This window comes from Pigmentiphaga sp. YJ18, assembly GCF_038066655.1.
GTDB lineage: Bacteria > Pseudomonadota > Gammaproteobacteria > Burkholderiales > Burkholderiaceae_B > Pigmentiphaga.
Genome location: NZ_JBBUKU010000001.1, coordinates 1,362,336 through 1,374,236 on the forward strand (window position 1 = coordinate 1,362,336; position 11,901 = coordinate 1,374,236).

14 protein-coding genes are annotated in these 11,901 nt (G+C 66.1%); all 14 read left to right on the top strand.

Features of this window, described 5'->3' with window-relative positions; genetic code table 11:
• The first annotated feature begins 28 nt into the window (after positions 1-28).
• The 14 genes from WKR98_RS06680 (at position 29) to WKR98_RS06730 (ending at position 11,587) form a co-directional block, all read left to right on the top strand.
• Positions 29-973, top strand: coding sequence for an ABC transporter permease (locus WKR98_RS06680; protein ID WP_161567659.1), 945 nt, complete (start codon positions 29-31; stop codon positions 971-973).
• Positions 943-2,868, top strand: a complete 1,926-nt coding sequence (locus WKR98_RS06685; RefSeq protein ID WP_124687402.1) for a dipeptide/oligopeptide/nickel ABC transporter permease/ATP-binding protein — start codon at positions 943-945, stop codon at positions 2,866-2,868. The genes WKR98_RS06680 and WKR98_RS06685 overlap by 31 nt, the downstream gene beginning before the upstream one ends.
• Entirely contained in the window at positions 2,865-3,767 is a 903-nt protein-coding gene (locus WKR98_RS06690; RefSeq protein ID WP_124687403.1) for an ABC transporter ATP-binding protein, read from the top strand. The genes WKR98_RS06685 and WKR98_RS06690 overlap by 4 nt, the downstream gene beginning before the upstream one ends.
• Before the next feature lie 17 nt (positions 3,768-3,784).
• On the top strand, positions 3,785-4,867 hold the full coding sequence (locus tag WKR98_RS06695) for a porin (RefSeq protein WP_161567660.1): 1,083 nt from the start codon (positions 3,785-3,787) through the stop codon (positions 4,865-4,867).
• 67 nt (positions 4,868-4,934) lie between these two features.
• Positions 4,935-5,408 carry a MarR family winged helix-turn-helix transcriptional regulator gene (locus WKR98_RS06700; RefSeq protein ID WP_124687405.1) on the top strand — a complete coding sequence of 158 codons (474 nt, stop codon included), beginning with the start codon at positions 4,935-4,937 and terminating at the stop codon, positions 5,406-5,408.
• 109 nt (positions 5,409-5,517) lie between these two features.
• On the top strand, positions 5,518-6,411 hold the full coding sequence (locus WKR98_RS06705; protein WP_341432424.1) for an alpha/beta hydrolase: 894 nt from the start codon (positions 5,518-5,520) through the stop codon (positions 6,409-6,411).
• Positions 6,408-7,397 (top strand): Bug family tripartite tricarboxylate transporter substrate binding protein, encoded by a 990-nt coding sequence (locus tag WKR98_RS06710; protein ID WP_124687407.1) that lies wholly within the window; start codon positions 6,408-6,410, stop codon positions 7,395-7,397. The genes WKR98_RS06705 and WKR98_RS06710 overlap by 4 nt, the downstream gene beginning before the upstream one ends.
• A 94-nt stretch (positions 7,398-7,491) precedes the next feature.
• Complete coding sequence (ychF, locus tag WKR98_RS06715) at positions 7,492-8,583, top strand: redox-regulated ATPase YchF (RefSeq protein WP_341432425.1); 1,092 nt, start codon at positions 7,492-7,494, stop codon at positions 8,581-8,583.
• Between the two features lie 183 nt (positions 8,584-8,766).
• Positions 8,767-9,228: an Arm DNA-binding domain-containing protein gene (locus WKR98_RS29230; RefSeq protein WP_445936073.1), complete on the top strand. Its 462-nt coding sequence runs from the start codon at positions 8,767-8,769 to the stop codon at positions 9,226-9,228.
• A complete protein-coding gene (locus WKR98_RS29235; protein ID WP_445936074.1) occupies positions 9,114-9,506 on the top strand; it encodes a tyrosine-type recombinase/integrase in 393 nt (130 codons plus the stop codon). The genes WKR98_RS29230 and WKR98_RS29235 overlap by 115 nt, the downstream gene beginning before the upstream one ends.
• The gene (locus tag WKR98_RS29240; protein WP_445936075.1) at positions 9,491-9,751 is read left to right on the top strand and encodes a tyrosine-type recombinase/integrase; all 261 of its coding nucleotides are present in this window, start codon (positions 9,491-9,493) and stop codon (positions 9,749-9,751) included. The genes WKR98_RS29235 and WKR98_RS29240 overlap by 16 nt, the downstream gene beginning before the upstream one ends.
• Positions 9,748-9,975: a tyrosine-type recombinase/integrase gene (locus tag WKR98_RS29245; protein WP_445936076.1), complete on the top strand. Its 228-nt coding sequence runs from the start codon at positions 9,748-9,750 to the stop codon at positions 9,973-9,975. Before WKR98_RS29240 ends, WKR98_RS29245 begins: the two co-directional genes overlap by 4 nt.
• Before the next feature lie 272 nt (positions 9,976-10,247).
• Positions 10,248-10,568: an HVO_A0114 family putative DNA-binding protein gene (locus WKR98_RS06725; RefSeq protein WP_054445990.1), complete on the top strand. Its 321-nt coding sequence runs from the start codon at positions 10,248-10,250 to the stop codon at positions 10,566-10,568.
• Positions 10,569-10,594: 26 nt separating this feature from the next.
• Positions 10,595-11,587 (top strand): restriction endonuclease, encoded by a 993-nt coding sequence (locus WKR98_RS06730; RefSeq protein WP_054445911.1) that lies wholly within the window; start codon positions 10,595-10,597, stop codon positions 11,585-11,587.
• The last annotated feature ends 314 nt before the right edge of the window (positions 11,588-11,901 follow it).

Below are 11,901 nucleotides of genomic sequence, written 5' to 3' on the forward strand. Positions count from 1 at the left end.
CGCGCGTACCGGACCAACAGGAGAAACGATGATCTCCGTATTGATCGAGAAAGCGGTGGGAGCGGTCGCGCTGCTCGTCATCGTGTCGCTGATGGCTTTCGGCCTGAGCGCGCTGTCGCCGCGCCATCCCGAGGTGCACCGGTTGGGGGCGGACGCCCCCGAGTCGGCCGTGCGCGAGGTCCGGCACGAGCTGGGGCTGGACCGCCCGCTGGCGGCGCAGTTCGTCGAATGGGCGGGCAGCGCCGTGCGCGGCGACCTGGGGCGCTCCTACGTGTCGGATACGTCCGTCGCGGAAGAGATCGCCGTGCGCGCGCCCCGCACCCTGTCCATGGTGACGCTGGCGATCGTGATCGCCTGTGCGCTGGGCCTGGCCCTGGGCGTGTCGTCGGCGCTGGCGAGACGTCCCGCCACACGGCGTTGCCTCGCGGTGTTCACCGGGCTGGTGCAGGCGGTGCCGGGCTTCTGGCTGGGCATCCTGCTGGTGACCCTGTTCGCGCTGCAACTCGGCTGGCTGCCGGCTACCGGCTACGTGCCGGCGTCGGTGTCGGTACCGGGCTGGCTGCAATCCATCCTGCTGCCGTCGATCGCGCTGGGCCTGCCGTCCACCGCGGCGATCGCCCGCCAACTGCGTGGCGCGCTGGCCGGCGAACTGGGCGAGGACTACGTCCGCAACGCCGTCGCCCAAGGCTTCGACCGGATGCACATCGTACTGCGCCATGCACTGCGCAATGCGATGGGCCCCGCGGTCACCATCATCGGCTTCCAGGTGGTGGTCAAGCTCAGCACCGTGGTGGTGGTGGAGCGGGTCTTCGCCATCGACGGCCTGGGGACCCTGGCGCTGGACGCGGTCTTCCGCGGCGATACGCCCGTCCTGCTCGGCTGCGTGATGACGTTCGCGCTGATCGTCGTCGTCGTGAATCTTTTCGTGGACCTGGCCTACACATGGATCAATCCGAGAACGCGGGCCGCATGATGGCCGCCATGGTGCGCCTGCCGCGATGGCTGGGCCTGGACGTGGCCAGCCGGCGCCTGGTACCGCCCGGCCTGCGGTGGCCCGTGCTGCTGTTCGCCTTCCTGATCGCCTGTGCCCTGATCGGGCCGTGGCTGGCGCCGCACGACCCGGACGCGCAGGACCTCCTGGCCAGTCTGGCCGGGCCGTCGTCCGGCCACTGGCTGGGCACCGACGAGCAGGGCCGCGACGTCCTGAGCCGGCTACTGTACGGACTGCGCGTCGATCTCCTGGCGGCGCTGCTCGCGGTGGGCTGCGGCGCTGCGCTGGGCGTGCCCGCTGGGACGCTGATCGGCTTCGTCGGCGGGCGCTTCGACCGGTTCTGCATGTGGCTGGTCAATGCCGCGCTGTCGCTGCCGCCCATCGTGCTGATCCTGGCGGTAGTCGCCGTGCTGGGCCGCGGGCTGTACGGCTCCATGGTCGCCCTGGGCCTGGTGCTGTCGCTGGCTTTCATTCGATTGGTACGGGGGCAGGTGCTGATGTTGCGGCGGGCCCCGCACGTCCAGGCGGCCCGGCTGGGCGGCGCATCGCGCCTGCGGCTGCTGGTGTTCCACGTGCTGCCAGGCGTGTATCCGGCCATCGTGATCCAGGTCGGCCTTTTCCTGCCGGTGGCGCTGCTGGTCGAGGCTTCGCTCAGCTATCTCGGGTTGAGCGTGCAGCCCCCGCAATCCAGCCTGGGCAGCATGCTGCAGGCCGCGCAGTCGGCGTCGTTGACCGCGCCCTGGCAGGTGTTGCCGCCGGGTATCGCGCTGGTCGTGGTGGCGCTGGTGCTCAATGCGCTGGCCGACGCCGTGAGCGATCGGCTGCGGCCCCGGACGATGGCCGGCGGCCTGCTGGAATCGGCGCGGGGCCGGGGCCGGCCCGCCAGACCCGCGCAGGACGAGGAGCAGATCCCGCTGCGCGTCGAAGGCCTGCGCGTGATGGTGGCCGATCCGGCAACCGGGCCGAGGCTGGCGGTGCGCGACGTGGACCTGCGGGTGGACCAGGGCGAGATCGTCGCCATCGTCGGCGAATCGGGATCGGGCAAGAGCCTGACGGCCATGTCGCTGCTCGGCCTGATGCCAGCGGGGGCGCACGTGGCGGGCGGCAGCGTGCTGCTGGCCGGCCGGCAGATGGTGGGTGCGGGGGCGGCGCAGCTGCGGCAGGCGCGCGCGCACGAGATCGGCGTCATCTTCCAGGATCCGCATAGTTGCCTGAACCCTGTCCACACCCTGGGCAGCCAGTTGATCGAACCCATGGTGCGCCTGAAGGGATGGCCGCGCGCCGAGGCCCGCGCGCGGGCGCTCGCGCTGCTGGCCGAGGTCGGCGTGACCGAGCCGGCAAGGCGCCTGGACCAGTATCCGCACGAGTTGTCCGGCGGCATCGCCCAGCGCGTCATGATCGCCATGGCCCTGTCGCGCGAGCCCAGGCTGCTGGTGGCCGACGAGGCGACCAGCGCGCTCGACACCACGGTGCAGGCGCAGGTGCTGGAACTGCTGGCCCGTCTGCGGCGCGAGCGGCGCCTGTCCATCCTGCTCATCACGCACAGCATGGGCGTGGTCAGCCACGTCGCGGACAGGGTGGTCGTGATGTACGGCGGCGAGGTCGTGGAAACGGGGCCGGTCGGGCAGGTGGTGCACCGTCCCGCCCATCCCTATACGCGGGCGTTGCTGGAGGCGGTGCCGCGCAACACGGCACGCCGCGGCGAGCTGGCGGGCTTGCCCGGGAACGTGCCCCGGCCCGGCGCGGAGTTCCCGGGCTGCCGTTTCGCACCCCGTTGTCCGCGCGTCGCGGCGGCCTGTACCGAGCATCCTGTCGCCCTGCTGGCGAGCGGTGCGGGCCTGGCGCGCTGCGTGCGTATTTCTGGAGAGGCGGCATGAACCAGCCTTTGATCGAGATCAGCGGGCTCGCGATCGACTACCCGGCGCGCCGCCGCCTGGGCGGTCCGCGCGAACGGATACGCGTCGTCGAAGGGGTGGACCTGAGCCTGGACGCGGGGCAGACCCTGGGCCTGGTGGGCGAGTCCGGATCGGGCAAGAGCAGCATTGGCCAGACCCTGCTGGGCGCCGTGCCGCCCGCCGCGGGCCGCATTCGCGTCGCGCAATGGGACGTGGGGGCCCTGCGCCACCGCGACTTGCGCGCCTATCGCCGCACCGTGCAGATGGTCTGGCAGAACCCCTATGCCTCGCTGACGCCCACCCTGCCCGTGGGCGAGCAGATCGGCGAACCCTTGCGCACTGATCCGGGCATGGACGCGGCGGCACGAAGCCGGCGCGTCGCTCAACTGCTGGATCAGGTGGGCCTGCGCGCGGCCGACGCGGCCAAGCTGCCCCACCAGTTCTCGGGCGGCCAGCGCCAGCGTGTCGCCATCGCCCGCGCGCTGGCACCGTCGCCCCGGCTGATCGTGCTGGACGAGCCGGTCAGCGCGCTCGACGTGATCACCCAGGCCCAGATACTGCGCCTGCTGGAAGCGGTGCAGCGCGAGACGCGGGTGGCCTACCTGCTGATCTCGCACGACATCGGCGTGGTGCGCTACCTGTCGGACCGTGTCGCGGTGCTCAGGCGCGGCTGCCTGGTCGAGAGCGGCGACGCGGACCAGGTGTGCGAGCGGCCGGCCCATGCCTACACCAGGGAATTGATCGGATCCATTCTCGAGCCCGGGCCGCTCGAACCGCTGGCGGACGAGATGTCCGCCGGCACACCGTCCCGCCCGGGCCCGTCATGGGGCGGGACATCTGTACAAGGACCGGTCCGCCAGCGCGGCGAGTGTCCACGATAACGAGGGGGAGAACATCCATGAAGCATTGCAGCGCGCTGTGGCTGGCAGCGGGGCTGTGCGCCGCGCCGGCGTTCGGCCAAAGCAGCGTCGTCATCTACGGTACGGTGGATGCCGGGGTACAGGTGGTCGATGACATCGGCGGACGCAGCCGATGGTCGCTGGGGTCCGGCGCCATGCAGCCCGAGCGTTTCGGCCTGCGTGGCGTGGAGGACATGGGGAACGGGCTCAAGGCGGATTTCCGGCTCGAGACCGGCATCCTGACCAAGAGCGGGCGGCAGGTGGTGGCGGACCGGTTGTTCAACCGTGAAGCCAGCCTGGGCCTGAGCGGCGCCTTCGGGTCCTTCCGCATGGGGCGGATGCCGGACCTGATGTACGAGTTCATTCCCAAGTACCTCAGCCCGCCGGCCCTGACCGCCATCGTCGCCAAGCATCCCGGCAACTGGGACAACTACGCCAGCCAGTACCAGTTCGGCAATTCCGCGATGTACACCACGCCGGACTTCGGTGGCTTCAAGCTGGCCGCTCAGTACGGCTTCGGCGAGGTGCCGGGGGATTCGCGCCGCAACCGCAACATGAGCGTGGGGGCGACCTATACCGCCGGGCCCTGGCGCACCGCGCTGGTGGCTTCCGAGCATCGTAACCGGCCCGTCGATATCGCCGGCCGCATGGGACTCACGCAGGCGTTCGGTGTCACCCTGACTCCGGGGGTCGCCGTGACGACCGACACGGTGCGCAACGTCGCGGTCGGCACGTCGTGGCGGGGGGCCTCGACCATCGTCGGCGTGGCCTATTCCCGCACCCGCATGTCGGCGCTGGGCGGCGACGCCACCCAGCACAACGTGGACATCGGCGGCGCCTGGACCTACGCGCCGTCGCAGACGGTTCAGGCCACGTTCACGCATTCACGGTTCGAGGGCGCGCGCTGGAACCAGTTGAAGCTCGTGGGCATCTACGGGTTCTCCAAGCGCACCAGCGCCTACCTGCTCGGACAGTACCAACGGGCCGCCGGTGACGCGAAATTCGCCGCCATGCAGGACATAGGCGTGGCCTCCGGCCGTTCACAGACCATGTTGACGGCAGGCATAATCCATTCCTTCTGATCCGCTCCGGGGCCGGCGCGCAGCCGGCCCGCAGGCTTCATCGATCAACAGACGCGAGTACTCCTACATGTCGTCCGACACCCGTGCTTTTCCGTCGCAATCGACAGTCCATCTCCAGATCGCGCGGACCTACGCGGCCTGCATTTCGGCCTTCGAGCAATACACGGACATCCATATCGTCCGCTGGCGTGTGCTGTTCATGCTGTACAACCGGGGCGAGTCCACCCAGAAGGAACTGGCCGAGCATACCGGGCTGGACGGGTGGTCCATCACCCGCGCCGTCAAGCCCATGGAGGAAGAGGGCTTCATCGAGCGCGAACTGGTGCGGTCCGACAACCGGCTGACCCTGGTCAGGCTCACGGCTTCCGGCCGCGCCCTGTACAAGCGGCTCGAGAAGCGACGCGAGGCCTTCCTGCGCCATGCGCTGCACGGAATGGGGCCGGACGAGGTCGAGCTGATGGAGCGTCTCTTGGCCCAGGTCGAGTCCAATCTGGCCGATCCTGAACTGGCGGCGGTGTTCAAGCCGGACTCCACGGCCTGACAAGGCGCGGCTCATTCATGAATTCCTGATATCAATCTATAGGAACAATTCAATTCCGAAAAAGAATGCCCTTTGCTAACTTGGGCAGATCCCGTATCGGAATGCATGAATGAAAGCAGTCTTCGCAGGCTACGACCAGGAAGCGCTGGACTACCAGTACGACAACCAGCGCTACTGTCCCACCTTCCGCCAGACCCTGGACGAGGGCGCGCGCCTGAGCCTGGAGGCCGCACCCTTGCGCACTGAACACGATGTGCGATGGGGCGCGCACCAGGATGCCCGGCTGGACATCTACGCGCCGGCCGGGCCCGGTCCCCATCCCGTCGTCGTCTATGTACATGGCGGCGCCTGGCTGGGGCAGAACAAGGAAGAAAGCGCCTTCGCCGCGCCCGCCTTCGTGCGGGACGGCTGCATGTACGTGGCGCTGGGCTTTCCCCGCGCCTCGCAGGTGCCCTTCGCCGAGATGGTCGCCGCCGTGCGCGAAGGCGTCGGCTGGATCGTGCGCAACATCGCCCGCCATGGCGGCGATCCTTCGCGCATCGTGCTGATCGGCCATTCTTCCGGCAGCCATCTGGTTACCCAGTGCCTGATCCACGACTGGACGGCGGACGGCCTGCCGGGCAACGACTTCGCGGGTGCCGTGCTGGTCAGCGGGCTGGGCCATCTGGAACCCGTGCGCCTGTCCTATCGCAACCAGCGCCTGCACCTGACACCGGAGCAGGTGCGGGAGTTCTCGCTGCTGGACAACGAACCCAGCGGCCGCACGCCGGTCGTGGTGGCGGTGGCCCGCGGCGATACCGACGAGTTCCGCAGGCAGAGCGGGGAAGTGGCCCGCTACTGGCGCGCACGCGGCCTGCTGGCTTCCGAGCACGTGTTCGAAGGCCGTCATCACTTCGATGTGATCCTCGACCTGTGCGACCGGTCGAGCACCCTGTATCGCGCCGTCATGCAGTTGATCGAGGGGAGCGGCGCCCGCCTTGCCCACCGGAGAACTCCGACATGAGCAGCCTTTCCGATACTCCCCGCCGCGCGCTGGCCGTAGCCCTGTCGCTGTGCGCCTTCGGCACCGCCGCGCAGGCCGCCGACAACTGGCCGTCGCGGCCGATACGCGTGGTCGTGCCTTACGCGCCGGGCAACGCCGGCGACGTGACCTTCCGTATCGTCCAGCAGGAGCTGGAGGCCCGCCTGGGCGCCAACTTCTACATCGACAACAAGAGCGGCGCCTCGGGCAACATCGGCGCCGAGGACGTGGTCCGCGCCGCGCCCGACGGCTACACCCTGCTGCTGGGCGCGACCAACAACTTCGCCACCAACCAGTACCTGGCCAAGCTGCGCTACGACCCCATCAAGGACCTGTTGCCCATCACCGTCATCAACAACGCACCGGCCGTGGTCGTGGTCAATGCCAGCCTGCCGGCCAACAACCTGGCCGAACTGACCGCCTACGCCAAGAAAAACCCCGGCAAGCTGAACTACGGCACGCCGGGCAGCGGCACGCCGCCGCACCTGATCGGCGCCCTGTACGCACAGTCGGCCGGCATCGAACTCGTGCACGTGCCCTATCGCGGCTCGCCGCCCGCGGTGCAGGCGCTGCTGGCGGGCGACGTCCAGATCTTCTTCGCCTCGGCCGGCATCAGCACCGTGGCCGGCCACATCGCCAGCGGCAAGCTCAAGCCGCTGGCCGTGGCGGCGCCGCAGCGGCTGCCCGCGCTGCCCCAGGTCCAGACCACCGCCGAACAGGGCCTGCCCGACCTCGTGGCCGGCAACTGGTGGGGCCTGGCCGCCCCGGTGGGCACCGACCCGGCCATCGTCGGCAAGCTGGCCGACGCCGTGAAGGCCGCCGTGGCCAAGCCCGAGATCGCCCGGCAATTCGAGAAACTGGGCCTGACCGCGGTCGGCAACACCCCGGCCGAGTTCGGCGCCCAGATCCAGCGCGAGGCCGCCGTCTGGAAGGGCATCATCGAGAAGGCAGGCATCAAGGCGGAGTGAGCGCGCCAGGGGGCAGGCGCGGCCGGGCTGCAACCGGGGTGGGGGCGGTACAATGCCCCCCAGCTCCTTTCCATGACAACATAGGTTTCCCCCCATGGCCCTCCAGTGCGGCATCGTGGGCCTGCCCAACGTCGGCAAGTCCACACTCTTCAACGCCTTGACCAAAGCCGGCATCGCCGCGGAAAACTACCCCTTCTGCACGATCGAACCCAACGTCGGCGTGGTCGAGGTTCCCGATCCGCGCCTCGATGCCCTGTCGGCCATCGTCAAGCCCGAGCGCGTCGTGCCCGCCACCGTCGAATTCGTCGACATCGCGGGCCTCGTGGCCGGTGCCAGCACCGGCGAAGGCTTGGGCAACCAGTTCCTGGCCCACATCCGCGAAACCGACGCCATCGTCAACGTCGTGCGCTGCTTCGAGGATTCCAACGTCATCCACGTGGCCGGCAAGGTCGATCCCATCGCGGATATCGAGGTGATCGAGACCGAACTGGCGCTGGCCGACATGCAGACCGCCGAGAAGGCCGTCCACCGCCACAACAAGACCGCCCGGTCCGGCGACAAGGACGCCGCCAAGCTCGTGGCCGTGCTGGAGAAGTGCGTGGCTCAGCTCAACATGGCCAAGCCGATACGCGCGCTCGACCTGTCCGACGAAGAGAAGGCCCTGATCAAGCCGCTGTGCTTCATCACCGCCAAGCCCGCCATGTACGTGGGCAACGTCAAGGAAGACGGCTTCACCAATAATCCCCTGCTGGACAAGCTGGTCGAATACGCCAACAAGCAGAACGCGCCCACCGTGGCCATCTGCGCCGCCATCGAAGCCGAACTGGGCGAGATGGAGGACGAGGACCGCGCGGTGTTCCTGGCCGACATGGGCATGGAAGAGCCCGGCCTGAACCGCCTGATCCGGGCCGGCTTCAAGCTGCTGGGCCTGCAGACCTATTTCACCGCCGGCGTGAAGGAAGTGCGCGCCTGGACCGTGCCCATCGGCGCCACCGCGCCGCAGGCCGCGGGCGTGATCCACACCGACTTCGAGCGCGGCTTCATCCGCGCGCAGACCATCGCGTTCGACGACTTCATCCAGTACAAGGGCGAAGCGGGCGCGAAGGAAGCCGGCAAGATGCGGGCGGAAGGGAAGGAGTACATCGTCAAGGATGGGGATGTGATGAACTTCCTGTTCAACGTCTGACGATTTTTGCTGGATCTCGGTGGCGTTCGGTAGCGCTTGGTGGACAGGCTATCTCGTTTTAAATCAATGGGTTGCGTAAACAATACGGTCTACTGAGCGTTCCTATTGTTCATCGAGGTCTGAAAAATTCGGGAGTAGCGTTGGGGGTACTCGTGTTCAACCGTGGGGGTACTTTTCCCCGCAGTGGAGTCCAACGATGCCGAAAACCTACTCACCGACACCAAGGTCAGGTCGGCCAAATCGACTGATCGAGATTGGAAACTTTCAGACGGCGGGGGCCTGTTCCTGCTGGTCAAGCCCACCGGCGGCAAGCTCTGGCGGTGGAAGTACCGCCTGCAAGGCAAGGAGAACCACTTTGCCATTGGCGGCTTTCCTCAAGTAAGCCTTGCGGAGGCGCGCGCGGCCCGCGAGAAGGCGCGAGCTTTGGTCAAGCAAGGCATCCTCCTGCCCATGAGCGGCAACAGATCAAGCAGCGCAACCTGGAGGCGCTGGAGGAACGCAAGCGCGCAAAGGAAAGCTCGTTCGCCAAGGTGGCGCAGGCTTACCTGGCGGAGATCAAGCCAGTCTTTGCACAGAGTTCCTACCGCACGAAAGAATCCCGCATCAGGAAGTACCTGTCGCCCAAGTTCGATGGGATGCCGATGAGCGACATCGGTGTGAAGCAGATCCGCCCGCTGCTGGAGGAGTGCAAAGCTCATGGCGCGTGGGCGGCCATTCACGTCAAAGGCGATCTTTCGGCCATCTTCGAGTTCGCGGTGGTGCGTGGTCTGGTCGAGGCAAATCCAATTCCGAGCCTGCGCGGGCTGCTACGCGTGCCGTTCAGCGAGAGCAAGGCGGCGATGACGCGAGAGCAAATCCAGAAGTTCTATCAGGAGTTGCGCGGCTACCGGGGCTATCCGAAACTTCGTTGTGGTTGCGGCTGATTGCGCTGACCGCCTGCCGTCCAGGGGAAGCGGCGGATGCTGAGTGGGATGAGTTCGACTTTGAGGATGCGCTGTGGCGTCGGCCTGCCGCGAAGATGAAGGCGCGGCGCGACCATGTCAGCCCGCTATCTGTACAGGCCATTGTCGTGCTGAAGGATTTGCAGTGCATCACGGATGGTAGACGCTATCTGTTCCCGCACCGGAGCGGCAAGGGCTTTACTACACCCAACCGACTCGTGATATGAACCTGGACCGGGGCACGACGCCGCATTGCTGGCGGACGACCTTTTCAACTTGGGCCAATGAGAACGGATACCGGCCTGATGCAATTGAGCGGCAGCTTGCCCACGTGGAAAGCAACAAGGTGCGGGCGACGTACAACAAGGCGCTGCTGCTGGATCAGACAAGGACGCTGTTGCAGGACTGGGCGGACTACCTGAGTGCTGCGGAGGGCAGCGGCACGGCGTAGGGAAGAGTTGGCTAGGTGTTGCAGAACGAATGGATAGGGCGGCCTTTTCCTTTTCTGGATAGGGCCGTTGTCCCTTGAGTGCCGTTCCCTTGCCATTTGCCCTTGCCGCGTGCGGAGCGTTGGAAATGGGGTAATCGCTTGAGAGTATTGGGGTAATTTTTGTTGAATTACCCCATTTCCTCGCGGGGCGCGACAAGTTTTCCTGGTTCGCCAAACAGTGCTTATCAGGGACTGATATTGTTGTAAGTTAACGTGTCTTTGGGCTTGTGAACATGAAACGCTGCATTGTCGGTGTTCGACAACCAGATAGTTCGCCTCCTCCGCAAGGAGGTGAGGTTCCCAGCATCTGGTTTCCATCCTTGGCATCACTGGCAGCGGTGCTGTCGGACGACAACCGCCACCTGCTGCGCCTGATCCATGACAAACAACCCAAGTCCCTGACCGAACTTGCCGAACTCAGCGGCCGCAAGGTGCCGAACCTGTCACGCACTCTGAGAATGATGGCCAATTACGGCCTGGTATCGCTGCGACGCAATGTTCGGGATGTTCAGCCGACAGCGCTGGCGACTGAGTTTCTGGTGGTGCTGGATTGATGGCTACGAATAAGAGAGGGAATGCAATGGCACGCATGTGGATGGTGCGAGGCGAAGGCGGAAGCTTGTATGACGCCTTCCGAGAACGCGGCGTAGCTGCTGTGGGCTGGAATCAATTGGCAGCCCATGCCAAACCCGGTGTCGGACGCAAGCAGCTAATCGCCCTGTACCAGTCTGTCGAGCCACAGGCAAAGCAAGGCACAGTGGTATCGGGTGCATCGCAGGTCTGGCGTTTCGTTAACGACATCCAGGATGGCGACTGGGTCATCACCTATTCGCCAGCCAATCGCCTGTATTCGATCGGCAAGATCACAGGACCAGCCGAGCATCACCCAGAGTGGGCCGAGCAAGGCATGCCACTGACGCGCAAGGTGCAGTGGCAAACTCAGGAACTACTGCGCGACAGCTTGGGCACCAGCACAAAGAACAGCCTGGGTTCGACCTTGACCCTGTTCGAGGTGCCGTCCAGCGCGGCAGCTGAAGTGTTGGCGGCGCTGAAGGGTAAACCGGCGCCGGCCGTGGAAGATGAAACAGAGGATGTCATCGCTGACCCACTGGCCGACATCGAGTCTCAGGCGCTCGAACGCATCAAGGATCGGGTCAACGAACTCGACTGGGACGACATGCAGCAGTTGGTCGCCGGCATTCTGCGCGCCATGGGCTACAAGACCCAAGTCTCGCCACCCGGCTCGGATCGGGGCAAAGACATCGTGGCTTCGCCGGACGGATTTGGCTTCGAACACCCGCGCATCGTCGTGGAGGTCAAGCACCGCAAGGGCCAAATGGGCAGTCAGGAAATCCGTAGCTTCCTCGGCGGCCGCCACAAGGATGATCGAGGGCTGTATGTCAGCACGGGTGGTTTCAGTAAGGACGCCCTGTACGAAGCAGACCGCGCCTCCATCCCGCTGGCGATGTGGACGCTGGATCACGTGGTGCGCGCGTTGATCGAGCACTACGACGCTACCGACGCCGAAACCAAACGAATTGTGCCGCTGAAGCGGCTGTACTGGCCTGCCTGATGCCATAGGATCAGCAAGTGACTCCCGTAGAACAACAGATCGAGCAATTCATCGCAACATTGGGTTCCCTTGGCGGCAGCGCGGGCAATCAACGCCTGCTTGAAGCGTTGGGCTGGCAGGACAGTATTTACCAACGCGTCAAGCAGCAACTGATCGACGACGGTCGCATCCGTCCTGGACGAGGGCGCGGCGGCTCAGTTGCCTTGACCGAGGGTGCTTCGTCTTTGCCCAAACCCGGCACCGCACCAGCAGGAGCTATTAAGCGGCAAGCCAACGAGGCTCCTAAGGAAGGTCAACAGAATGCAACACGGGAC

What these genes read in the sequence shown, in the direction of transcription:
- WKR98_RS06680 (WP_161567659.1), top strand. Translation starts at nt 29, where the DNA reads ATGATCTCCGTATTGATCGAGAAAGCGGTGGGAGCGGTCGCGCTGCTC.
- WKR98_RS06685 (WP_124687402.1), top strand. Translation starts at nt 943, where the DNA reads ATGGATCAATCCGAGAACGCGGGCCGCATGATGGCCGCCATGGTGCGC.
- WKR98_RS06690 (WP_124687403.1), top strand. Translation starts at nt 2,865, where the DNA reads ATGAACCAGCCTTTGATCGAGATCAGCGGGCTCGCGATCGACTACCCG.
- WKR98_RS06695 (WP_161567660.1), top strand. Translation starts at nt 3,785, where the DNA reads ATGAAGCATTGCAGCGCGCTGTGGCTGGCAGCGGGGCTGTGCGCCGCG.
- WKR98_RS06700 (WP_124687405.1), top strand. Translation starts at nt 4,935, where the DNA reads ATGTCGTCCGACACCCGTGCTTTTCCGTCGCAATCGACAGTCCATCTC.
- WKR98_RS06705 (WP_341432424.1), top strand. Translation starts at nt 5,518, where the DNA reads ATGAAAGCAGTCTTCGCAGGCTACGACCAGGAAGCGCTGGACTACCAG.
- WKR98_RS06710 (WP_124687407.1), top strand. Translation starts at nt 6,408, where the DNA reads ATGAGCAGCCTTTCCGATACTCCCCGCCGCGCGCTGGCCGTAGCCCTG.
- ychF (WP_341432425.1), top strand. Translation starts at nt 7,492, where the DNA reads ATGGCCCTCCAGTGCGGCATCGTGGGCCTGCCCAACGTCGGCAAGTCC.
- WKR98_RS29245 (WP_445936076.1), top strand. Translation starts at nt 9,748, where the DNA reads ATGAACCTGGACCGGGGCACGACGCCGCATTGCTGGCGGACGACCTTT.
- WKR98_RS06725 (WP_054445990.1), top strand. Translation starts at nt 10,248, where the DNA reads ATGAAACGCTGCATTGTCGGTGTTCGACAACCAGATAGTTCGCCTCCT.
- WKR98_RS06730 (WP_054445911.1), top strand. Translation starts at nt 10,595, where the DNA reads ATGGCACGCATGTGGATGGTGCGAGGCGAAGGCGGAAGCTTGTATGAC.